Origin of the sequence: Collinsella acetigenes, assembly GCF_012844445.1 — a bacterium.
GTDB classification, from domain to species: Bacteria; Actinomycetota; Coriobacteriia; order Coriobacteriales; family Coriobacteriaceae; genus Collinsella; species Collinsella acetigenes.
Genome location: NZ_JABBCP010000004.1, coordinates 1 through 24,015 on the forward strand (window position 1 = coordinate 1; position 24,015 = coordinate 24,015).

The following is a 24,015-nucleotide window of genomic DNA, read 5'->3' on the forward strand; positions in this document are numbered from 1 at the left end:
CCTTATCAAGTTATACTTCCGTACACATTCGCTCATACTTCGAATTGGTATGATTTAGTGCATCTGTCCCGGATGGAGTCGATATGCTATCGCTCCACCCGCGGTATCCGGTTCTCAAGGTACCCGCCGAGAGTGTTGCGTTAACTGCGCTACTCCCTTCGGCGAGGAAATAATTTACCGGAGGCCCCTACCCTCCGCAATACTCAGTTTTAACATACACATCTCCTACACATTTAACTACCGCCTGTATCTCCTTCCATGCCGTTTAAAGAAAAACGGGGCGTCTAACGACGTCCCGTTTCTAAATACCCTATATAAAGCAGGCTTTAGGCTTCGAGGGCCTTCTTTGCAACAGCGGCAAGCTCGTTGAAGGACTCGATGTCCTCGTAAGCCATCTGCGAGAGGACCTTGCGGTCGAGCTCAATGCCGGCAAGCTTCAGGCCGTGCATGAACTGGGAGTAGGAAAGGCCGTTCACACGAGCGGCTGCGTTGATGCGGGTGATCCAGAGGCTGCGAATCTCGCGCTTCTTAGCGCGGCGATCGCGATACTGGTACTGCAGGGAGTGCTGGACCTGCTCTTTAGCAGCCTTGTACGTACGCGAAGAGGCACCGTAGTAACCCTTCGCACGAGACATAACGGTACGGCGCTTCTTCTTGGCGCTCACTGCGCGCTTGATGCGTGCCATATCAAATCAACTCCAAACGAGATAAAGACGAAATAAAACGGACAGACGGATCTTAACGGCCAGCGAGACGCGCGTTGACGACCTTAGAGTCAGCTGCGGCGATCTCGGTCTCCTGACGGAAACCACGCTTACGCTTGGTGGTCTTCTTGGTCAGGATGTGGCTCTTGAAAGCCTTGGCGCGCATGAGCTTACCGGTACCGCTGCGGCGGAAACGCTTCTTGGTGCCGCTGTGGGACTTCATCTTAGGCATGAACTTCTCCTTAATCGGTTACAAAGACTATTTCTCGGATGCTTCCTCGGTGGCCTCCGTATCGAAGGCGCCCTTGATGGGAGCGAGGAGCATGAGCATGTTACGGCCTTCGAGCTTAGGAGCCGACTCGACCGTAGCAAACGGTTTAAGATCCTCAGCAAGACGCTCGAGCACGTTAAGACCCTGCTCCGGATGGGCCATCTCACGGCCACGGAACATAATGGTGATCTTGACGCGTGCGCCCTTCTTGAGGAAACGCAGCACGTGGCCCTTCTTGGTCTCGTAATCGCCAACGTCGATCTTCGGACGGAATTTCATTTCCTTGACCTCGACCTTGGACTGGTTCTTACGAGCCTGCTTGGCCTTCATTGCCTGCTGGTACTTGAACTTGCCGTAATCCATGACCCTGCACACAGGCGGTTCCGCATTAGGTGCGATCTCCACCAGGTCAAGGCCCTGTTCATCGGCGACGCGCTGAGCATCGCGGATGCCGAACAGACCCAGCTGCGAGCCGTCCACACCGATCAGTCGGCAAGTGCTCGCGGTGATCTCCCCGTTGATGCGGGTGTCATCAGACTTAGCTATTGTCCCAACCTCCTTCTTACACTAAAACAAAACCCGGAACCGCAAAGCGATATCCGGGTCTTCAAAACAAGGTTATGCGGCGTGACCGCACGAATCTTCTTTTTTAGAACCAGACAGCTGCTCATTGGCGCCGAAAGGTGGGAACCCACAGGTTCCGCTTCGTTACTGCACAAACAGTGCGATGTGTATAGTAGCACAGCGTGGATTACTCCACGAAGAGCGCACATGAGAAATTTCATCCGCGCGCTCTCGCGAGTTCGGCGTTTACAAGAAAGGACCCCATCGCTGGGGTCCTTGCTGTTCGGATGGTGCCCGAGGCGAGACTCGAACTCGCACGATGTCGCCACCGGTGGATTTTGAGTCCACTGCGTCTGCCAATTCCGCCACTCGGGCGCACGCTATGGTGCGTTAGCAACTATACCATATTAAAAGAATCCCAAAGGGTTCGTGCAAACTTTTTTCCTTGCGCAGAACATTGAAACGCAAAACCCCGGTCTGCTTCTCCGCATGTGGAAAAACGAAACCGGGGCCATGCGAAAAGCGGCTTTAGGCCTTGTTCACGCTGCCAAACTGCTTCATGAGCTCCTTGGTGCGAGCAACGATAGCCTCGCGAGCCGGCTTGATGAGCTTGCGCGGATCGTAGCCCTTGCCCTGCTGATCCTTGCCAGCCTCGACATACTCGCGAATGGCCTTGGCATAGACAACCTGGAGGTCGGTGTTGACGTTGACCTTAGAAACGCCAAGAGAGATGGCCTTCTTGATCTGATCCTCGGGAATGCCAGTACCACCGTGCAGAACCAGCGGGAGGTTACCAGTGAGAGCCTTGATCTCGCCCAGGCGCTCGAAGGAAAGGCCCTTCCAGTCTTTCGGATACAGACCGTGGATGTTACCAATACCGCAAGCGAGGAAGTCGACGCCCAGGTCGGCAATTTGCTTGCACTGCTCGGGATCGGCGAGCTCACCGGAGGAAGTCACGCCATCCTCGGTACCGCCGATACCGCCGACCTCTGCCTCAATGGACAGACCGCGAGAGTGAGCGAGGTCCACAAGCTCCTTGGTGCGGTCGAGATTGGTCTGGAAGTCGGCCTCGTGAGAACCGTCGTACATAATGGATGTAAAGCCTGCATCCATGGCCTTGAAGCAATCCTCATAGGAACCATGATCGAGGTGCAAAGCAACAGGAACCGTAATGTCGAGAGCCTCAACGCAAGCTTTGACCATATCGGCACAAACCTTGTAGCTGCCCATCCACTTGGCAGCGCCGCCCGTGCACTGCATGATAAGCGGAGACTTGGCCTCCTCGGCAGCCTGGAGAATAGCGAGCGTCCATTCCAGGTTGTTGGTGTTGAAGGCGCCCAAAGCGTAATGGCCGGCCTCAGCATTCTTAAGCATGTCGCTTGCGTTAACGAGCATACGAACCCCCTAGTTCGAAGTGCCGAAATGACATAGCAAAGCATACCATGCGCCATAGCCTCGATACGCCATCTGTCATACTTTCACATAAGCAAAACGAAAGCTTCGATATTCTTCGAAACGAAAGGGTTAATGCTCGTGACGAAGCGCATAGGCCATGAAGGGGTTCGAATCAAGTTCGCGAGAGACGGTCGTGGTGCCGTTATGGCCCACATAGCACAAGGTATCTGAGGGCAAAGAGGTGCCGATGCGCGCAAGCGAACGCATAATCAGCCCCTCGTCACCGCCGGGAAGATCGACACGACCATGTCCTCCTGGGAAAAGGGTATCGCCTACAAATGCGATGTTTGCATCCGAAGTGGCAGTAAACAGCACAATGCCTCCCGGCGTATGGCCGGGAGTCGACAGCACCTGGAAACACGCGTCTCCCACCTCGACCGTATCGCCCTCCTCAAGCAAACGGTCGGGTGCAGGCGGCATCTCGGTATCGATACCCCATGTCGTCTTCATGCTGCGCACTGCCTCGGCAAGATGCGGTGCATCAAGCGCGGAAATCATAAAGGGGATGTCTTCGCCCAAGACACGGCGAACGCCCGCTACGCCGCCAACGTGATCGGCATGCCCGTGTGTGCAGACAACGGCATCGAGATGCGCAGTGGGAAACAGGGCCAAGGCGCGCTCGGCCAGCTTCTCCCCTTCCCATGCGGGATCGATCATCACAGCGTGATCTTGGGAGACCACAATGTAGGTATTGGTCTGAATCGGGCCGTTAACAATAGTTGCGACGCGAAGCGAACCATGGCCCTCGAGCTCCAAATTCGCCTTCAACGGCAATTTGCCATCCATAAAACACCTCTCACGTTATTAGTGACGATGCGCCACCTGCGCACCGCCGCCCTCGCCGGGCATGAGACGGCGAGCATCGAAGACGCTTTCCACGCGACTAATGGCGGCAAGCAGCGCGTCCAAGCCGCTGGCATCGGAGATCTCGACCAAAAAGCGCAGGGTAGCGACTCCCTCGCGGTCGGTCGATGTTGCAGCCGAGAGAATGTTGGCCCCCGCATCGCCGATGGCGATAGTAACGTCTTTGAGCAATCCCATGCGATCGAGACATTCGACTACAATCTCAACCTGGAAGAGAGCATCGGCTCCATCGTCCCATGACACCTCGATCATGCGCTCGGGGTGCTCCATAAGGCCCTTGACGTTGGGGCAGTCGGCACGATGGACCGACACGCCGCGTCCGCGCGTGATGAAGCCAACGATATCGTCGCCAACCACAGGGTTGCAGCAGTGGGCCAGGCGAACCAGCAGGCCATCGCCGCCCTTGACCACAACACCCGAACTTGCGGGCTTGCGCTTGCGCTTGGGCGGACGGCGGCTACCGCGCGCCTGCTTGATCGTCTCGGCAACGATCTCTTCGGGCTCCTTGGCGGCGGCTTCGGTCGGCTTGGGGTCGAGCAGCGCTTCCACCTTGTTGCACACCATGCGCGGCGCGACCTTGCCGGCGCCCACGGCGGCGAACAAATCCTCAAGTTGCTTGAAGTTCAAGTCGTGCGCGACTTCGGTAAGGGCGCGCGTAGAGCGGGGCGTGGATATGCCGAAGCCTCGCTTGCGCAGGTCCTTTGCAAGTGTGTCGCGACCAGAAATGGCATCGTCGTCTTTGGTTGCCGCCGCAAAATAGCGGCGAATCTTAGAGCGGGCGGAGGGCGTACGCACGATGTTGAACCAATCGCGCGAGGGCTTTGCGGCCTTATTGGTCAAGATTTCGACACGGTCACCCATGGCGAGCTCGTGCGAGAGTGGGGCAACCACGCCATTAACCATAGCGCCGACGCAATGGTTGCCGACCTCGGTGTGGACGGCATACGCGAAGTCAAGCGGCGTCGATCCCGCGCGTAAGCTCATGACCTCGCCCTTGGGTGTAAACACGAAAATTTCCTGGTCAAAAAGATCGACCTTCAATGAGTGAAGAAACTCTTTTGGATCGTCGATCTCGTCGGAAACAGTCCAATCGAGCGAGCGGCGCAGCCAATTGATCTGATCGTCCAGGCGCTGAGCGTCGTTGGATTTAGAGGCGGTAGACCCGCCCGAACGCTTGTAGAGCCAATGGGCGGCAATGCCGTATTCCGCCTGCTCGTGCATCTCGTACGTACGAATCTGAATCTCAAGCGGGCGAGCCGTGGGACCGATAACCGTTGTGTGCAACGACTGGTAGTTGTTGAATTTGGGCATAGCGATATAGTCTTTGAATCGCCCCGGCATAGGATGCCACAAAGAGTGAACCGCACCGAGCGCGGAGTAGCAATCGCCCACAGTATTGGTGATGACGCGCAGGGCCACAAGGTCGTAGATCTCGGAAAACTCTTTTCCCTTGCGGCGCATCTTCTGGTAGATGGACCAGTAATGCTTGGAGCGTCCTTTGATCTGAAACCCCTCAAGGCCCGCGTGCTTAAGCTCGTCGGTCAGCGTCTTGATAGTCTCTGCCAAGAAGCGCTCGCGCACTTCACGACTCTCGGCAACCATGCGCGCAATGCGCTGATAGGCTTCCGGCTCAAGATAGAAGAAGGAAAGGTCCTCTAGCTCCCACTTGATAGAGCTCATGCCCAAGCGGTCGGCCAAAGGCGCGTACACGTCCATTGTCTCGCGCGCCTTGAACAGACGCCGATCTTCGCGAAGAGCAGCGAGCGTTCGCATGTTATGCAGGCGGTCGGCAAGCTTGACGATAATCACGCGAATGTCGCGCGACATGGCGAGAAACATCTTGCGCAGGTTGAGCGCCTGCTTCTCGTCCATGCTGTCGACCTCGATGTTCGTGAGTTTGGTCACGCCGTCGACGAGCTCGGAAACAGTCGAGCCAAAGATGCTTGCCACATCATCGAGAGAGGTCTCGGTATCTTCCACCGTATCGTGAAGGAGCGCGGCGCACACCACGTCGCAGTCCATATTGAGCTCGGCCAAGATAATGGCCACCTCAACAGGATGGTTGATATACATCTCGCCCGAGCGGCGCTTTTGCTTCGCATGCTTCTCGGCGGCAAAACAGTAGGCACGCTCGACTTTGGCGCGATCTTCCTCGTTCATGTTCTTGCGGCACAGGCTCGCGAGCTTGTCGTAGCTGTCTGCAGTAATCTGATACGGCAGATCGTCGGCACATGTAATGTGCAGCAGCTCCGAAGTAGGGCGCAGGCTACCCTCCTGGTTTGTATGAACAACTGCACCGGAATGCGGCGCAGCATTTGCATGAGAAGCAGCGCTGCCCATGGTGACCCCTCCCCTTTATTCAGCCCGTGGTGTGATGGGCCTGTTCACTCGTGCAAGCATATCATGAGCAGATGTATCTAAAGCCCAGCTCTTGAATGCTGAGAACTCCATGCGCGTGCGCATGCCCTCGAGGTAACGAATAGAACGAGAAAGCTCAACCTTGCCCGGGTTCTCGGTCATGGCGATACGGCGATTTGCATCCGAACCCTTCACGCACGCAAACCCGAGCTCCTCGAACACGCCAAGGCCACACGAAACCGAGCGCTCATCCACATGTGTGCGCGCATCGATAGCAAGGCACATCTGCGCGATGTCAAGATCGCTCGCCGCAAACGAGTTCTCCCCCGTCTTGGTTCGCGCCGCGCGCCACATGGTCTGCAGTGCACGGTAGAGAACGACAAGCTCGTCGCGCGTGGGCGCCAAAGCATCGAGCAGGTGCTCGTTAATGCGGGCATCGCGAGCAGAATAGAGTAGATGGATGCGAGCGGCGGCGCCATCGCGACCCGCACGGCCACTCATTTGGTTGAACTCGATAGCGCCAAACGGCATGTGATACAAGACAACATGGCGAATATCAGGCAAGTTGACGCCTTCGCCAAAGGCGGAAGTGGAGACGATGCAGGAAAGCTCACCGCTTCTAAAAGCATCCTCGACACGCATGCGGTCGCTTCGTGAAAGGCCCGCGTGATAGAACGCAATGGCGGGAGCGAGCTCGGGGATGCGACGGCGAAGCGTGCGGGCAAGCGCAACGGCAGCGTCGCGCGCATTGACGTACACCACACACTTATCCCCCGTGGCGACGATGGAGACAAGGCAGTTCTCGCGCGCTTGCAAGTTGCGCTCGTCCTCCAGGTTCAGATTGGCACGCACCGTGTCGTCGACCACCACCTCGTTGATGGGAAGAAGGTGACGTATCTCCTTGGCAACAGGACGAGAGGCGGTAGCTGTCGCAGCAAGAACCTGGGGCGAGCCCAACAGCTGCAAAACCTCCGGCATGTCGAGATAGGCACTACGATTTCCGCCCTTTGCCGCGGCCATATGATGCGCCTCATCGAAAACGATAAAGCCGATACGCGCCGGCGCGAAACGCGAGCGGTGAATATCGAGGAACTCAGGCGTGGTGAGAATCACATCGAGCGCGCCGGCGCGCAGGCGCGAGAAAATCGCGTCACGGGCGGCAGGAAGCGTCTCGCCCGTAAGGACCGCTGCGCGCAGTCCCAGCTGAGAAAAGCGCTCGACGAGATGGAACGACTGATCGGCCACGAGGGCGCGCAGAGGATAGACAAAGATGCTCGCGCGATCATGGGAGAGAGCCTCGCGGGCAGCATGAACTTGGAAGATCAGGGATTTTCCGCGGCCGGTGCCCATCACCGCAAGGACACTTTTGCCCTGGCCCAGAGCATCAAGCGCATCGCGCTGCGCGGGATGCGGATCTGCGCATCCAATAAACGAATGGATGAGCGTACGCGTCAGCTCATCATAGGGAAGACGGGCGAGCATGGCACGACGCGAAGCATCGGGAGCATCGCCAAAGGCTTCATCGGCGGCGGCTGCGGAAGCCATGATGGGGGCGTTGTCGTTCGTATCGTCTTTAGAGCCCGCGGCGTCATGGCGAAGAATGTCTTTAACCATGAGCTTGGGCTTCACGCGGCCCTGCCAGCGCTCCGCCACGGCTTCGAACACGAGGTCGACAACTGCGTCGCATGCCACGCATCGATCGATATCGGGCACGCGAAACATAATGGCGGGAACGCTCGAGATGCCATCGGTGGCGACAAAACGCATGTGATCGCCCGTTTTTCCCACCGCAGCACGATCGGTCATGGTCACGCCGGTAGCCGCAAGCAGCGGAACTCTGTTACCTTGTCCAAACGGTTCGAGCACCGAGATCTGCTCGATCGTGTTGATATCGAGCTCGGAAAGCTTAACAACGGCAGCGACCTCATCGGTATCCTCGAAGTCCTCGGCGGGAAGCTGGGCTAGAGTCTCGCCCATCCGGCGGCGAAACTCATCGAGTTTATCGGCCTCGATAGTCACGCCAACGGCACCGGCATGGCCTCCAAAACGAATCACGAGGTCGGAGCATCGCTCAACCGCATCAAACAGGTTGACGGAGCCAACCGAGCGGCCCGACCCTCGCGCGATGCCATCCTGCACGGAAAACAAAAGCGCGGGAACATGGAAGCGATTGGTAAGACGACTCGCCACGATACCCTTCACGCCCTCGTGCCAGCCCTCGCCGCCCACGACGATCACGCGACCGCCGTCATAGCTGGCCTCGGCAAGAGCCATGGCTTCGTCGGCAAGCTTGCCCTCGATATCTCGACGATCCTGGTTGATCTCTTCGAGCTGGGCAGCGAGTCGCGCCGCCTCCATGGGATCGGTCGCCATTAGCAAATCGAGCGCCAAGGCGGGATCTGCCATACGGCCCGCAGCGTTGAGGCGCGGGATGAGCGAGAAGGAAAGGGCATCGGCTGTGATGGTGCGCAAGTCGGCACGGGCAACAGAAGCGAGTGCCACGTAACCAGGACGCGTCGAGGTGCGCATATGGGCAATGCCATCTGCCACAAGCGCACGGTTCTCGGGAGTGAGAAGCATCATGTCCGACACGGTTCCAAGCGCTGCGACCTCGGTATAGGAGCGCCACAGGTCGGGTTCGCCCAGGCGCTCGCCCAGCAGCTGCACGAGCTTGAGCGCCACGCCGGCACCGGCGAGCTCGCGTGAGGGACTCTTATCGGCAATCTTGGGATCGGCAACGGGAACGCCCTGGGGAACAAGACCGGAAGGCTCATGATGGTCGGTCACCACGATGTCGATGCCGCGCTCAACGATCTGCTGTACCTCGTTTTTTGCCGCGATGCCGTTATCGACCGTGATGATGAGCGTTGGAGAGCACGCTTCGACCACTCGGTCGAGCGCGCTGGCGGTAAGACCGTAACCCTCGTCAAATCGGTGCGGAATAAACGGGTGAACGGTGCCGCCAAGGTGGCGCAACGCCTCGGTGAGCAGACAGGTTGACGTAATGCCGTCAACATCAAAGTCGCCAAAGACGGCGATGACCTCGCCTGCAGCAAGTGCCGCCTGCACGCGATCGGCCACATCGCTCAAGCCAGGGATAATCGAGGGGTTCGCCCAGTCGCGCTCGAGAGACGGGGTGAGAAAGAGATGACCTTCTTCGACCGATTCGATACCATGGGCGACCATGATGCGAGCCACCAGCGGGGCCACGCCAAGGGCGTGAGAGAGTTCTCGTTCAAGATTGATATCGTTATGGGCAACAGCCCAGCGGTGAGATGTCTTAAGCGAAGGCATAGGCAACGCACCTCCCCGCAAGGCAATTGCGAGGGACGCGATCGTGAGAAGCATGATGGCGGCGATGGCAGCAATCATGCGCGAAACCAAATGGGCGCATGAGGGCACTTCCTTGATGTGTGGGCCCGCTTCGGCGGGCCGAGCTGTTGAACGCCTTTATTATACGCGTCAAGTGGACACAATGTGCAGGTAAGCCACCGAAGGTATCCATCGTATTTCAGCCGCTGGTAGAACGGTCATACACAATCGCGTCCATGTTCATGGCAGGCGACGGCGTTATACTCGCCCTTGATTCAACGTTTGGCCGCACGATTTTGCGATATCTGATCGCAAGCGTGAAAAACAATGCGAAAGAGGACCTTACCGATGTTCGTGGATCGCTGGCATGCATTTGGAAACCTGATCGGCTCCAAGATGCCCTTTATCGTTCCCTGCTGTGTGGCGGCGGGCGTGCTCTTTCCCCAAGTCTTCTCGCCCATTCGCGCTGTCGTACCCGTCATGTTCGCCTTCATGACGTTTCAAGGTTCTCTCAACAACACCGTCCATCAGCTTGTTGGCGTATTTAAGCACCCCAAAGACCTCATCGTCATCTTGCTCATAAGTCAGGTCTTTATGCCAACGCTCGCCTATTTCCTGGGAAACCTGCTATTTGCCGGCAACGTCAACCTCGTCACCGGCATTCTTCTTGAATATAGCGTGCCCGTAGCAGTGGTCAGCTTTATGTGGGTGGGCATGTTCCACGGCGACGGCCCCCTCGGACTCGCCGTCATCCTGGTCTCCACCGTGCTCGCACCCTTTAGCATCCCGTTTACGCTTCAGATTCTGATGGGGCATTCGATTCAGATCGACGCTGCCAAGATGATCTTTGACATGGTGCTGATGATCGCGCTTCCCGCGCTTGCAGGCATGATGGTCAACGAGCTGACCCACGAGTGGGGACACGAACGTCTCTCCCCCGCTATCTCCCCCGCTTGTCGCGCGTTGCTGGTGATCATCATTACAGCGAATTCGACCGCGATGTCCTCCTACGTGCTCCATATGACCTGGAAGCGCATCGCCGTGGCGCTCTTCATTTTTTTCTACGCCTGCAGCGGGTACATCTGGGGCTTGTTGGTCGCACGCCTTCTGCATCAGCCGCAACCGACGCTTGTCACCATGAGCTTCGCCTGCGGCCTGCGCAATATCTCGTCAGGCGCGGTCATCGCCAGCCAGTATTTTCCAGGCGAAGTGGTGTTCCCTGTCATGTGCGGCACCCTGTTCCAGCAGATGCTCGCTGCATTTTTTGGCGCGCTCATTCATCGCCTATACGATGAGGGCACCTCGACGACGGACGCCGGCATAGCAAACAAAAACGATACCGCCGTATCAAGCTCGCTCGTCAAGTAGCTCCCGCAGACGCTCGGCATCGCGTGCAAGCGTTGTCTCGGCATTGCATTGCGCCAAGCGATAGCCTACAAAATAGGGCGAAACCACCCAGCGCGGAAGCGCTTTGACGATCGTCATCCCCTCCATGTGGTAAAAGAAGAGGTTGTATGACGAGGCACGCCCGCCGTGATGCTCGTTAAGAACATAGCGAACCACCGTCTGAAGCGCGTCGGCAAATCGATTCGTGTCCTCGATGTCTTCTGGAGCATTGCCGTGGGCAAGCCCCTGTGGGCAGATGACGTTTACCTCGAAAAAGCCCATAACGGGATCGGTGGAAATGGTCGCGCGCACGCGCCCGCGCCGCCACACTTCGATTCCCTCGAAGTGCTTCATAGAGATCTCTGCATACCCGTCTTCCTCCTCGAGTCCAACAATTTGCATATGAGGATGCGTGAGGCTTCCGCCCGAAAGCGGGCCCATGTTCTTGTACATAAGGACGCTGCGATAATCGCCCGAATCGATCATCTGCTCCCAGCAGGACAGCGCAAAGCGAATCACGCCATGGAGCTCCTCGGGTTCATATGTAGTGATATCCGCATCATGATCGGCCGACTCGATGAGCACGGTCTGCATGGTGTGGCGCAGCGTGCGAAACTTATTCTGCAACCAAATGCGGTCCCCGTCACGGCGGATGATGTTTTCGAGTCCATCGACGTCGCAAAATGGGCACGACGTGCCCGGCCGACGGTTATCGTCCGGCTTACCCTTTGCCTTTACCACGTCGAATACCAGTGCCATGTCTGCCCCCTTGGTCTCATGTAGATAGAAGTATCGCGCACCCTTGCGGAGGCAGGCAAGCCTGCGATAAACCCTGCCCAAAGCATTACACGGGTGAAACACCTCACCTACGCCGGAAGGGGGACGCTATTGTCTCCATGCTCAAACATACTCGCGTCCTACGGACGCTGCGCAACTGCGCGTGGAGGCAATAGCGTCCCCCTTCCGGCAAGATACCGTGCTTGCGACTTGAATCAAGCAGTTGTCCGAGGACCCGGGGCATCTCTGTCCCCTCACGCGCAGTTACGCAGCGCTCGCAAGAGCGCGAGTATGTCTGAGCATGAGGGGACAGAGATGCCCCGGGTCCGAACAGGTCGATGCCCCTTAAAGCAAAGGCGACACCGCCTGTTGATGCGATGCCGCCCTTGGATGGAACAATATGGTACGAAGCGTCAGCCGCCCAGGTAGGCGCGGCGAACGTCGTCGTTATGCAGGAGTTCTTGGCCCGTACCGCTCAAGGTGATGTTGCCCGTCTCCATCACGTAGCCGCGCGTGGCGATGGAAAGCGCCATCTGCGCGTTTTGCTCAACCAGCAAGATCGTGGTGCCTGCCTTGTGCAGGTCCTCGATAATCTGGAAGATCTGCTCAATCAGAATGGGAGCAAGGCCCATGGAGGGCTCGTCGAGCATGAGAAGCTTGGGGTTGCTCATAAGAGCGCGACCCATGGCGAGCATCTGCTGCTCACCGCCCGAAAGCGTGCCTGCAACCTGGCGACGGCGCTCCTTCAAGCGTGGGAACTGCTCGTAGACGCGCTCGAGGCCGGGAGCGATGGTGCTCTTGGGCTGCGTATAGGCGCCCATCTCGAGGTTCTCCTCCACCGACATCTCGAGAAAGACGCGACGCCCCTCGGGTACCTGAGCCAGGCCCTTGGCAACGAGCTTGTCAGCGGGCGTATGGGCGATGTCCTCGCCCTGGAACGTAATGGATCCCGTCTTGGAGCGCAGCAAGCCCGAAATGGTCTTAAGAGTCGTGGACTTACCGGCACCGTTAGCGCCAATCAGGGCCACAATCTCGTCTTCGTTGACCTCAAAGGAAACGTTCTTGATGGCGTGGATTGCGCCGTACCAGACATTGGCGTTGTATACGGAAAGCATCGGTTCTGCCATGGCGCTACGCCTCCTTCTTCTTGCCCAGATAGGCCTCGATGACGGTCTCGTTATTCTGAATCTCCTCGGCCGTGCCTTTAGCGATAACCTTGCCAAAGGAAAGCACACAGATGCCTTCGCAGATATTCATGACCAGGCTCATATCGTGCTCGATCAGCATAATGGCAATACCAAAGGTGTCGCGGATCTTAACGATATTCTCCATGAGCTCCGCCGTCTCGGACGGATTCATGCCTGCCGCGGGCTCGTCCAGCAACAGCAGCGAGGGATTGGTCGCAAGCGCGCGCACGATCTCCAAACGACGCTGGGCACCGTAAGGAAGGCTTCCGGCCTGATCGTTCGCATGCTTTTCCATATCGAAAATGGAGAGCAGCTCCATGGCGCGCTCGTGCGCCTGTTTCTCGTGCTTCCAATAGCTGGGCAGGCGCAAAACGCCCTCGAGGCCCGTGTACTTTTCCTGGTTGTGCAGACCAACCTTGACGTTGTCCTCGACCGTCATGGACGAGAACAGGCGGATGTTTTGGAACGTACGGGCGATGCCCATGCGATTGACCTGGCTTACGGTCTTGCCGCTCGTATCCTGGCCGTTGAGCAGAATAGTTCCGTTCGTGGGCTGGTAGACCTTAGTAAGCAGGTTGAAGACGGTGGTCTTGCCAGCACCGTTGGGGCCAATAAGGCCGGCGATCTCGGTCTTGCCGATGGTGAGGTTAAAGTCATCGACCGCCTTCAGGCCGCCAAACTCGATACCCAGGTGAATGCACTCGAGCGCCGGTGTCTCGTTGACATCGCGATCGGGGACGATGGCGCGGCTAGGATAGGGTACCATCTTGCCCTTTTCGAACTCGAACTTAGACATTGGCTTCGACCTCCCCCTTCTTCTTGGGCTTAAAGCGGGCGATAAAGCCTTGGATCTGAGGGCTGTTGGTGCAGATCATCACAAGGATGAGGACGATAGCGTAGACAAGCATGCGGTAGTCGGAGAACTCGCGCAGCGCCTCGGGGAGAATCGTCAGCACCGCGGCGGCGATAACGGATCCGCGCATGTTGCCCAGACCGCCCAAGACCACAAAGACCAGAATGAGAATCGAGGTATTGAAGTCAAATTTAGTGGCAGAGAGCTGTGAGAAGTTACCGCCAAAGAGCGCTCCGGCAGCGCCGGCGAGGGCGGCGGAGACCACAAAGGCGATCATGCGGTACTTGGTAACGGAGATACCTACGCTCTCGGCAGCGATACGATTGTCACGCACGGCCTCGATCGCACGGCCGGTGCGGCTGCGCACCAGGTTGAGCACAACAACGAGCGCAATCATGATGAGCACAAAACCGGCAACGAACGTGGAATAGGTGGAAACGCCCGAGGCGCCCTGAGCGCCCTTGATGATGGCGATGCCACCGTCCATCAGATGCAAGTCGTTGACCGTGGCGTTACCTCTAAGGTTGAACACGACATGCAGGCCATGGGCGTCGACACCCACGATCAGACAGGTCACAACCTCCTTGATGATCTCGCCAAAGGCAAGGGTGACGATAGCCAGGTAGTCGCCGCGCAGGCGAAGCACGGGGATGCCGATGATAAATCCGGCGATAGCAGCAAAGACAGCGCCGACGACGATGCTCACGATGAGCGCGAGCGTCTGAGGCGCGCCCGCTGCCTGCATGGATACGGCGGTAACGATGCCCGTGTAGGCGCCGATGCTCATGAAGCCGGCATGGCCAAGAGAAAGGTCGCCCGCGACACCGACCACGAGGTTTAGGGAAATGGCCATCACGATATAGGCGGTGATAGGCACCAGCTGTCCGGCGAACATGCGCGGAATCATATGATTGGTCTGCATGAAGAAGACCACCAAGAACGCAACGATAACAAGGCCATAGGTAATGAAATCGGAGCGCGTCTGCTTATTCTTGAGGAAGTTCATGATGTCCACCTACACCTTCTCCGGGACGTACTTGCCCAGAAGGCCCGCGGGCTTGACCAGAAGCACCACGATAAGCACGGCAAACACAATAGAGTTGGCGAGCGACGTAGAAATGTACGCCTGTGCCATGGCCTCGATGATGCCGAGCAAGACGCCTCCCACAAACGCACCGGGAATGGAGCCGATGCCGCCAAAGACGGCAGCGGTAAAGGCCTTGATGCCAGGCATGGCACCGGTCGTGGGCTGCAGCACCGGAGAGTACGAGCACAACAGCACGCCGGCGATGGCCGCAAGCGCAGAACCGATGGCAAACGTCATCGAAATGGTGCGGTTGACGTTGATGCCCATGAGCTGAGCGGCCGCCTTATCCTCGGAGCAGGCGCGCATGGCCTTGCCCATCTTTGACTTGGAGGTGAACCACATGAGCACCACCATAATCAAGATACAAGCGAGGATGGTGACGAGCGACACGGCAGAAACGTTGAACTGCGCCAGAAACGCTGGGACCGGGAACTTAACCAACGAGGTGAAGTTCTTGGGCGTGGCACCCCACAGCAGCTGGGCGGCGTTTTGCAGGAAGTAAGAAACGCCAATAGCCGTGATAAGGACCGCAAGCGGACCCGCGGCGCGCAGCGGACGATATGCAAGGCCCTCGACGAGCACGCCCAGCGCGGTGCAGACGACGACGGACAGGACCACCGAAAGCCAGCCAGGCAGTCCAAGGTACGATGTGGCGCAAAACGAAACGTATGCACCGACCATGATCACGTCACCATGGGCGAAGTTGAGCATCTTGGCGATACCGTAGACCATGGTGTAGCCCAGCGCGATGATCGCATAGACGCTGCCCATGGACAGGCCGTTCACCAGATACTGGATGAATACCGTCATGTTTCACACCCTCCTTTCGTTATGTGACTCGATTAGGATAGGCCGCCCCCAACGCGACATACAAGGGGCGAAACCCTCCCGTAAAACAGGGGTAACGGTCAAGAAATACACCTTGCCCCAATAGGGAAAAGCAGGGGTGGAATAGTTCCGCCCCTGCTTATGTTACGTGCACCTATGTGCAGGCACTCCGCGGCGCTTAGGCCTGGACGTACTTACCGTCCTTAATGACGTACGCGGTCGGATCCTTTTGGACCTCGCCTTTGTCGTTCCACGTCAGAGTGCCGGTCAGACCCTTGACCGTAATCTTGGTCATGGCCTCGGCGAGTTTGGAAGAAGCCTCTGTAGGATCGACGTCGGCAGGAAGGCCCGCCTCCTTCAAGGCCTCGGCAACTGCATGGACACCGTCGTAGGCGTCTGCGGCAAACTGATCGGGAGTCTTGCCGTAAGCGTCCTTATAGGCCTTCACGAAGTCGGCGTTGTTCTCGTCGTCGGCGGAGAACGGGGTCATGAGCAACAGGCCCTCGGCAAGGGTGGTGTCGAAGCCCTCGACGCCCAGGATGCCGTCCATGCCGTCGCAGCCCATCATCTTGACCTCGTAGCCCATATCGGAGGCGTTCTTGAGGAGCACCGAAGCCGGGGTGTAGTAGATCGGGGCGAAAATCATCGTCGCGCCCTTTTCCTTGGCCTTGGTGAGCTGGTTGGTGAAGGAGGTCTGAGAATCGTCCTTGAAGGTCTCCTCGTCGACGACCTCGAGCTTGGACTTGGCAGCCTGCTCCTTGAACGCATCGGCGATGCCGGAAGAATAGGAATCGCCGGAGTTGTAGAACAGGACAAACTTCTCGTCGCCGTAGTTGGCAGCGAGGAACTTAGCAGCGTTAACGCCCTGGTTGGGGTCGGTGAAGCACACCTGGAAGACATTGGTCTTGCCCTTGGTGACGTCCGTGGAAGAAGCGGACGGGGTGATCATGAAGATCTGGGGATCCTGCGCTGCGACCTCGGCCACGGCAACGGAAGCGCCGGTGGTGGTGGGGCCGACGAGCGCCTGCATGCCCCAGTCGGCAAGGGTATTGAACGCGGTGACGGACTTCTCGCCGTCGGCGACGTCGTCTTCGCTCTTGCTCACGAAGTTATAGGTGTCGTTGGAGAAATCCTTGCAGCCGAGCTCGACGCCGTTGCACACGGAGAGGCCGTAAGAAGCGGCGGCACCGGTCTTGGGACCGATGGCACCGATCTTGAACTCGCCGCCGTTGGAGTTGGCCGATGCGGAGCCGCTGTCGCCACCCTCAGAGGAGCAACCGGCTAGAATACCCGCGACCCCCAGACCAGCTGCGCTCGCGATAACGCTCCTGCGATTCATAACAGGGTTGAATGACTTACCGTTGAGGCTCGACATGCGGCTCTCCTTTCGATGACAGTCGGATTCCAACAGATACCGACAACTGCGAACACGCCCACATTTGTGGGTGTTCAGAAGAATAATCGCTTTATCATCCAAAAGTAAGCGGCATTTATGGGATTTCTTCCTCCAGCGAGAAGCCCGCGCGCGCACGACCCTCTGAGCTGCGGGAAACGTCGTTTTCGCAGCTCAGATTTAATGTTTCAAAACGATTTCGACACGCGAGGACAGCGGCAACGGTTAGGCCTGGACGTACTTGCCATCCTTGATGACGTAGGCGGTTGCAGGCTTTTCGACCTGACCCCCCCATCGTTCCATGTCAGAGTTCCGGTCAAGCCCTCGACGACGATCTTGCACTTTTGCCATCCCGTTCCAAGCGCTGGATCCGTGTCGCCCGAACGTTGAGGAGAGACCACTCGCTTTTTCGGCGCCGTTTGTTACAGGCTTGTTTTGTGTGTCTCGCCTGTTTCCAATATGTCCAAACGGTTTCCGTCGACGCCAGGCGAGGGCCGCCGGCGCGATACCGTGACAGGCATCGGTCGAGCCGCTAGAATGCCATTACGCAAATTCGCATCCACCCTCAGATACCGCGTAAGGAGCCATCTATGCAGGACAATCTCCGCACCGTCAACGTGGGCCTCATCGGCTTGGGCACGGTGGGCGGCGGCGTCGCCCGCACCATCCTTTCCCATCATGATCGCTATCTGGACGCCTACAACATCGACCTCCAGATCGCGCGCGCCTGCGGCCTCGTATGGGAGCAGGCCGAAGCTGTCGGCATCACACCCGAGCAATTCACGAGCGACTGGCATGACGTCGTATCCGACGAGAACGTCGACATCGTGGTCGAACTCATCGGCGGCGAACATCCTGCGGCCGAGATCTACGAGGCCGCCTTCGCTGCCGGCAAGCACGTGGTCACCGCCAACAAGGCGCTGCTGGGACGTCATGTCGAGGCCTTCGCCCGCACTGCGCGCGAGCATGGCGTGCAGCTCAAGTGCGAAGCGAGCTGCGGCGGCGGCATCCCCATCGTGAGTACCCTCGAGCGCGACCTCGTGGGCAACGAGATCCTCACCATCGCAGGCATCCTAAACGGCACCACCAACTACATTCTCTCCCGCATGGAGGCAGAGGGTGCCGATTACGCCGACGTGCTCGCCGACGCGCAAGCCAAGGGCTACGCCGAGGCCGACCCCTCCGCCGATGTCGACGGCTTTGACGCCGCCAGCAAAACGGCCATTCTCGCCTCTATTGGCTTTAGCTCGCGCGTAACCACCGACGATGTGTACCAGCAGGGCATTCGCACCATCACCGCCGAAGATATCTCCGTGGCGCACGACCTGGGCTACACCATCAAGCTTTTGGGCATCGCCCGCAATACCGCCGAGGGTGTGGACGTGCGCGTGCACCCCACGATGATTCCGCTCGACCATCAGCTGGCGAAGGTCTCGGGCGCCATGAACGCCGTCTACGTGGTGGGCGACGCCGTAGGCGAGACCATGTTCTACGGCGCGGGCGCGGGCTCCTTCCCCACCGCGAGCGCCGTGGTGGGCGACATCTTGACGCTCTCCGAACAGATCAGCCGCGGTGTGGCGCCGCTGCCCGAAAGCGAGCCGTTCAGCCGCAACAAGCCCATCCGTTCCATGGACGAGCTTGAGACCAAGTACTACATCCGTCTTCGCGTCGCCGACCGCGTAGGCGCGCTCGCCGAGGCCGTGGACGTGTTTGCCAAGCACGACATTTCCATCTCGCTCATCAACCAGCTCGAAGACGGCAACAGCGACAGCAACGCATGCTCCGTCATCTTTCTTACGCACAAGGCACTGGAGAAGAACGTCCAGGATGCAGCCGCGGCCCTCGCCGCGTCCGACTGCGTAAGCGAGGTCGCAAACGTCCTGCGCATCGAGGACGTCGACGCCTGGACCGACGGCGTGATGGCCAACTAGAGCCGGCGACTTGCGTCCAAACAATCGCCAAGACAAAGGGCTGCCCGAGTTAATTCGAGCAGCCCTTTTTGCTGTTTGAAAACGAATTGAAAAGCCTGCCCAGGCAGCATCTATTTCACTCGCACCGCAGATGCAACGGCATCCCACGGATTGCACATCTCGATGGGCAGGGTATCCCACAGCTTGAGCGTTTGCTCGTCCAAAAACTCGCGGCGCACCACGACCTCGCCGCCATAGAGGCGAAACCACTCGCCGCTCATAATCAGGTAGCCATCCTTGCAGGCGTCCTTGCCCCAGCTGTTCTCGACGCGCCAAGCGCGCGGCGTGCCATCGTCTGCCAGCTCGACGCCTTGGAACGTCATGGCATGCGTCATGCAGCTCTCGCGCATGTCATACATCGTGGCTTTGTCCATATCCAGATCGATATCGAACAGGCCCTCGGCATCGATAGTATCGAGGGCAAGCACGCCAGGGAAGTCTTCGATGTGGCGCGCGAACTGCTGAGACACGTCGCATGCCATATAGCAGGCATGGCCCGCTTTAAGCGAAGCCGTCGCGGCGCGCTCGAGAACCTCGGGTGGCATATTCAGCATGCGCATAACGGGAGCGCCTACCACGGTATCCATCCAGCGCACGCCCACCACGCGCTCGAAGGGGCGCGTTGCGCCCGGGCAGGAAACAAGATCGACGTAATCATTGGCATCAAAGCGCACATAGCGGCGCTGGAACTTCTGGGGAGTGATGCCCTCCTCGCGCAGGATGCGGACGGGCTTTGCGTCCTCGGTGCCCGTCGCCTTGCCCTTCGTCGCCGCGCCCTCCTGAACGTTGACTTTGGACGGATCGACTTCTGCATGCTCGCCCACCGCAAGCTCAAAATCGAAGGTCAGCGGGGGCTCGCCCAGGCAGATGCAAAGCACGCGGTGCACATCCTCCATCATCTGGCGACGACGCTCCTGCAAGGCCTCGTCAGGTTCGCCCTGCTCAACCGCAGCGCGCAAAATCGCGGCATCGCGGCGCAACAGACGATTGAGATAGCGATTCATCTGGGAGGAATCCTTGGTGCACGCGGTCTCGGGCATGACCTCCTTGGGCACCACGCCCCACTTCTCAATGAGGTTGGCGGCAAAGCGCCACTCCCCTCCATCGGGCGCGGGGTTTTCCAACAGCAGGGTTACGGCGCGGTCGTCAAAGGGAAGATGGGCCGTGGCGATGATGTTTCCCAAAAAGGCGTTGGCCTTCTCGAGCTTGTCGTAAAACATGCCATATGCCTGAGAGAACTCGAAGTCGTCCACATCGAGCAGGCGGCAAATCTCCACGCGCTGCGTATTGAGCGTCGAGAACATCCAGCAGCGGCCGGACTGACGCTGGTTGGTCACGGTCTTAGGCACTTTAACGGCAACGCGGTAGGTATCCGAATACGTACGCATGGTAACCGGATTACGGGCTGCTGCCATCACATCCATCGAGGTAACGGCGTTGCGCGCAATGCGATTGCCACGGCTCTTTGCGAACTGCTTTACGAGCTCGGCATTGGCATTCGGGTCGAGTGCCGTAGCCGAAGTACCGAACAAGGCATCGCTCGGCACGCACTCTATTTTATTCTCACGGCTATCCATAGGTCCTCCTTAGGCCTTGTATTCGATTTCAAACGCTTCGAGGGTAGTCCTTTTTGCGGCAGCGCGCAGCCCCCGCTTCTGCATCTCACTCAGCATCGTCCTCGCGATGAAGCTCAAGCATGCGGCGCCGGTATTCTTGCACCGCAAGTTTCGCACGCTCAAGGCGGCGGCGCTCGCGCGGCGAGAGGGACGAAGGATCGACCTCGTTTTCGTAGACGTCCTCGGCAAGCAGGTGCGCCGCCGTGGCAATGCGATTGTCGATCGAACGATGATGCAACGGGTCCGCAGCGATATGTTCCGCAATGTTTCCCCAGGTGGGAGCCTCGTCTGTCGCATCACCATGCCCGTGCGAGGTAAGGACCTTGTGCTCACGCGCAAGCAATTTTGCCAAGTCATGGTGCTCGCGAATGATCTGCGCCGCATCGCGCGGATGCTCGACAACCTGGCTGGCAGCCTCAAGCGGACGGGCATCGACCATGCGATACGTGGCCTGGGCCAGCAAGGGCATAAGAAACACCGTGCACGCGCCCGCGGCAACAAGCACCGATGCCATATCTTGGCCCATGGCGCCCGCAGAAACCGCAACGCTTGTAACGGCGACGATGATGGGCAGCGCCGTGGTGCAGTACAGCGCCACTGTAGTGCGTCCGTGCGGGGTAACATCGCGCGTAAGCGGACAGAGCCTCATGGCGATGGCGATGGGCACGGCGCGGATCACGAGCAGCGCCACGATAAAGCCTGCAAGCATCAGCGGATTGGCGGCAACGGCGGAGAGGTCGATCTTAGCGCCCGACACGCAAAAGAAGACTGGGATCAAAAAGCCGTACGCCAAGCCCTCGAGCTTGCTTTCGAGCGTATGGTCGCCCTCGGGGATAATAAAGCGCAGGACAAAACCCGCGGCAAAGGCGCCAAGCACGATGTCGAGGTCGAAGATCGCCGTAAAGGCAACAAGCACGATAAGGATAAAGACCGTAAGACGCACAAACGTCTGCGACGTGGTATCGGCACGGTTCTGGATAAAGCGGAAGAAGCGGTTGCCCAACCTGCGCGAGCGGGCAGGCACGGCGGCAAGCACCACGCAAACGACAAGAAACGCAGCGAGGATCATAAGCGTCTGAACGCTGCTGCGAGCAGAGAGCAGCACCGACATGGCAAGGACCGGACCGAGCTCTCCCCAGGTGCCGTATGCCAAAATCGAATCGCCCAGGCGCGTGCCCATAAGCGAGCGCTCGTGCAAGATGGGCATAAGCGTGCCCAGCGCCGTCGAGGTGAGCGCTAGCGTGACCGCGATGCCGTCGATGCTGCCCGTCGAAAACGCCGGCGCCATGCGGACGGCGAGCCAGGCAAGCAGGAACGACACGACCCAAGCCCCCAGGCCCCAGCGTCCCTCGCCCCCAACAACATGTTTGGGATTGATCTCGTAGCCCGCAAGCAAAAACAAAAACGCGAGGCCAAGCTCAGACACGATGGATACCGCCTCATCGATATGGATGAGGCCGAGCATATGAGGCCCAAGTACGGCACCCGCCAGCAGCAAAAACACGGTCTCGGGAATCGCACGGCCCGGAACGAGGGCAGCGAGGACCGGGCAGACGAAGGCCGCGCCCGCGATAACAGCCAAAGAGACAAAGGCCATGAAAAGGGCTCCTTTCCTAACTTCCTCACTGTACCCATTTTGATGGGCGGAAATCTGCGAAAGGGGAAAGCCGGAAGGAGCCCTGGAAAATATGACAAAACAAACCCGTGGACTTTTGTCACATGGGGTTAGGCGCGCTCGAGAAGGTCGACCGTCAGATGCGGATCGAACGGCAGCTCATCGAAGGGATAGAGCGGTCGCATAATCTTGTGGTGCCCCAGGCGCGGGAGGTCCTGGTCCACGGCGCCCGGCGTGAGCGCCATGACCCAGCCCTTGGCGGCAGCGGAAAGATCGGGCTCAAGATAGCCCATCTTGACCACGACGATATCCTCGGCGTCAAACGGCGTGCCGGCGGCCTCGTACTGCTCGGAGCAGCCAAACTGCGTACGCGCCGTGGTGACGATGACCTTGAAGTTGCCCTCGGCGATAACGGCGCTTTTGCCGCCGCTACGATACTCGTCAAACAGACGGTCAACCACGCCATCCATCATCACAGGCTCACCGGACACGCCGCCGTTCATGGCACCCACAGCCAGTCGAACGGGAGCGCCCACACCCGCTTGCTCGCACGCCTCGACAGCGGCGGGGTCGTTGAGGGACGCGAAAACGACGCGCTTCGTACTGCCCTGAGCACGGTAAGCGTCGAGAATCTCGCGCAAAAAGACGGTGCTGTCGTCCGTGCCACCGGCACCGGGATTGTCGCCCGTGTCGGAAACAAAGAACGGGCTTACCTCGGCAGAGAGTGCCTGAGCAACGGAACCCTCGGCGGTATCGGTGGGGCCCACGAACTCAAAGACGCCTGCGTTGTCCCAGAAGTCCTGGGCAGCAGCCATGGCAGCGTCGCGCACGGCCTGCTCATCGTAGCCGTAGGACACGACGGCGCCGTGGCAGCGCTCCATGTCGGCCCAAGGGAAGCCCATCCAGATGGATGTATCGAACACATCGTCTTGCAGCTGATAGACACCCAGCTTGGCATACATGCTCGCACCGGGCTCCACCTCGGTCGAGGTCTTCTCGCCCGGAAGCAGCACGGGCACGTTCACGCGGGCGCGGTAGAGCGTGCGCCCGGGATTGTCGAGCACCTTGATAAGAGCACGGGCGGCGCGCTCATGCGTCCAGGGAACATCGATGTGCGGAGCGGTGCGATAGCAGGTAAGCAGGTCGCAGGACTCAAACAGCAGATCCGATATGCAGCCGTGCAGGTCCATGGAGGCAGCGATGGGAACGTCTTTGCCCACGATCTGGCGCACGCGGGAGGCGATCACGCCCTCGCCGTCCTCCAGGTCCACCACGCTCGCGGCGCCATGAATGGTGAGCAGCACGGCATCGAGAGGCTCCTCGTTATGGGCTTGCTCAAGCAGCGTACAGAATTCATCGAGCCACGCGCTGAAAAACTCGTTGGTCACCGGGCCGCCGGGAAGGGCGCCCGCATAGGTAAGGGGCACCCACTCGACGCCTTCGATGCGCTCGATGGCGCCAAAGCGCTCGAGGCGCGCGGCATCGATCGCCGAGGTGTCGCCTGTGATCCACGGATGGCTGTCGAGCAGCTCCTGGCCGCGGCGCACGCGAAATGCGGCCTCGCCCGAGCGGTACGGCGTGAACTCGGAACACTCGATATGGAAGCCTCCGACGGCGATGCGATAGGGTTTGGACATGACAATCACGCTCCAAAGAACCGGGGATATCAAACGGGTCCCATTATGGCGCATGCCAGGGCGGTCGCCACAAACGTTCGCGCACTCGCAACATAACGGCCCGCCAGCGGCGATGGGCGACCTCGAGCCGAGCAGTCT

The 24,015-nt window shown here is 58.9% G+C and carries 18 protein-coding genes and 1 tRNA gene; 2 read left to right on the plus strand and 17 right to left on the minus strand.

Going from position 1 to position 24,015, the window contains the following annotated elements:
- Positions 1–326: 326 nt before the first annotated feature.
- From rplT to recJ, 8 genes are all read right to left on the minus strand, one after another.
- The gene (gene rplT / locus HF320_RS05905) at positions 327–686 is read right to left on the minus strand and encodes a 50S ribosomal protein L20 (RefSeq protein WP_022387136.1); all 360 of its coding nucleotides are present in this window, start codon (positions 684–686) and stop codon (positions 327–329) included.
- Positions 687–738: 52 nt separating this feature from the next.
- A complete protein-coding gene (gene rpmI / locus HF320_RS05910; protein WP_169277504.1) occupies positions 739–936 on the minus strand; it encodes a 50S ribosomal protein L35 in 198 nt (65 codons plus the stop codon).
- Between the two features lie 27 nt (positions 937–963).
- Positions 964–1,521, minus strand: a complete 558-nt coding sequence (gene infC, locus HF320_RS05915; protein WP_040220089.1) for a translation initiation factor IF-3 — start codon at positions 1,519–1,521, stop codon at positions 964–966.
- A gap of 306 nt (positions 1,522–1,827) precedes the next feature.
- A tRNA-Leu gene (locus HF320_RS05920) sits at positions 1,828–1,914 on the minus strand.
- Positions 1,915–2,067: 153 nt separating this feature from the next.
- Entirely contained in the window at positions 2,068–2,934 is an 867-nt protein-coding gene (gene fba / locus HF320_RS05925) for a class II fructose-1,6-bisphosphate aldolase (RefSeq protein ID WP_169277505.1), read from the minus strand.
- Positions 2,935–3,063: 129 nt separating this feature from the next.
- Complete coding sequence (locus HF320_RS05930) at positions 3,064–3,780, minus strand: MBL fold metallo-hydrolase (RefSeq protein ID WP_169277506.1); 717 nt, start codon at positions 3,778–3,780, stop codon at positions 3,064–3,066.
- 18 nt (positions 3,781–3,798) lie between these two features.
- Positions 3,799–6,198, minus strand: a complete 2,400-nt coding sequence (locus HF320_RS05935; RefSeq protein ID WP_169277507.1) for a RelA/SpoT family protein — start codon at positions 6,196–6,198, stop codon at positions 3,799–3,801.
- Positions 6,199–6,213: 15 nt separating this feature from the next.
- Positions 6,214–9,510, minus strand: coding sequence for a single-stranded-DNA-specific exonuclease RecJ (gene recJ, locus HF320_RS05940; RefSeq protein WP_169277508.1), 3,297 nt, complete (start codon positions 9,508–9,510; stop codon positions 6,214–6,216).
- 366 nt (positions 9,511–9,876) lie between these two features.
- Here recJ and HF320_RS05945 point away from each other — a divergent pair, with 366 nt between their 5' ends.
- On the plus strand, positions 9,877–10,896 hold the full coding sequence (locus HF320_RS05945) for a bile acid:sodium symporter family protein (protein WP_169277509.1): 1,020 nt from the start codon (positions 9,877–9,879) through the stop codon (positions 10,894–10,896).
- On the opposite strand, the gene HF320_RS05950 is transcribed toward HF320_RS05945, so the two are convergent.
- From HF320_RS05950 to HF320_RS05975, 6 genes are all read right to left on the minus strand, one after another.
- Positions 10,876–11,673, minus strand: coding sequence for a DUF4931 domain-containing protein (locus HF320_RS05950; protein ID WP_169277510.1), 798 nt, complete (start codon positions 11,671–11,673; stop codon positions 10,876–10,878). The two genes, HF320_RS05945 and HF320_RS05950, sit on opposite strands and share 21 nt — an antisense overlap.
- A gap of 431 nt (positions 11,674–12,104) precedes the next feature.
- Positions 12,105–12,818, minus strand: a complete 714-nt coding sequence (locus HF320_RS05955; protein WP_022387145.1) for an ABC transporter ATP-binding protein — start codon at positions 12,816–12,818, stop codon at positions 12,105–12,107.
- Between the two features lie 4 nt (positions 12,819–12,822).
- Positions 12,823–13,674: an ABC transporter ATP-binding protein gene (locus HF320_RS05960; protein ID WP_022387146.1), complete on the minus strand. Its 852-nt coding sequence runs from the start codon at positions 13,672–13,674 to the stop codon at positions 12,823–12,825.
- Positions 13,667–14,737: a branched-chain amino acid ABC transporter permease gene (locus HF320_RS05965; protein WP_169277511.1), complete on the minus strand. Its 1,071-nt coding sequence runs from the start codon at positions 14,735–14,737 to the stop codon at positions 13,667–13,669. The genes HF320_RS05960 and HF320_RS05965 overlap by 8 nt, the downstream gene beginning before the upstream one ends.
- A 9-nt stretch (positions 14,738–14,746) precedes the next feature.
- Positions 14,747–15,628 carry a branched-chain amino acid ABC transporter permease gene (locus tag HF320_RS05970; RefSeq protein WP_169277512.1) on the minus strand — a complete coding sequence of 294 codons (882 nt, stop codon included), beginning with the start codon at positions 15,626–15,628 and terminating at the stop codon, positions 14,747–14,749.
- Between the two features lie 196 nt (positions 15,629–15,824).
- On the minus strand, positions 15,825–17,021 hold the full coding sequence (locus HF320_RS05975; RefSeq protein WP_169277513.1) for an ABC transporter substrate-binding protein: 1,197 nt from the start codon (positions 17,019–17,021) through the stop codon (positions 15,825–15,827).
- Positions 17,022–17,629: 608 nt separating this feature from the next.
- On the opposite strand from HF320_RS05975, the gene HF320_RS05980 reads away from it, so the two are divergent.
- The gene (locus HF320_RS05980) at positions 17,630–18,970 is read left to right on the plus strand and encodes a homoserine dehydrogenase (RefSeq protein ID WP_169277514.1); all 1,341 of its coding nucleotides are present in this window, start codon (positions 17,630–17,632) and stop codon (positions 18,968–18,970) included.
- Positions 18,971–19,080: 110 nt separating this feature from the next.
- Here HF320_RS05980 and HF320_RS05985 read toward each other — a convergent pair whose 3' ends face one another.
- The 3 genes from HF320_RS05985 to HF320_RS05995 all read right to left on the minus strand — a co-directional run bounded on the left by HF320_RS05985 (position 19,081) and on the right by HF320_RS05995 (position 23,877).
- Complete coding sequence (locus HF320_RS05985; protein WP_169277515.1) at positions 19,081–20,586, minus strand: C1 family peptidase; 1,506 nt, start codon at positions 20,584–20,586, stop codon at positions 19,081–19,083.
- Between the two features lie 85 nt (positions 20,587–20,671).
- Positions 20,672–22,222, minus strand: a complete 1,551-nt coding sequence (locus HF320_RS05990) for a cation:proton antiporter (RefSeq protein ID WP_169277516.1) — start codon at positions 22,220–22,222, stop codon at positions 20,672–20,674.
- A gap of 128 nt (positions 22,223–22,350) precedes the next feature.
- Complete coding sequence (locus HF320_RS05995; RefSeq protein ID WP_169277517.1) at positions 22,351–23,877, minus strand: M81 family metallopeptidase; 1,527 nt, start codon at positions 23,875–23,877, stop codon at positions 22,351–22,353.
- Positions 23,878–24,015 lie beyond the last annotated feature (138 nt).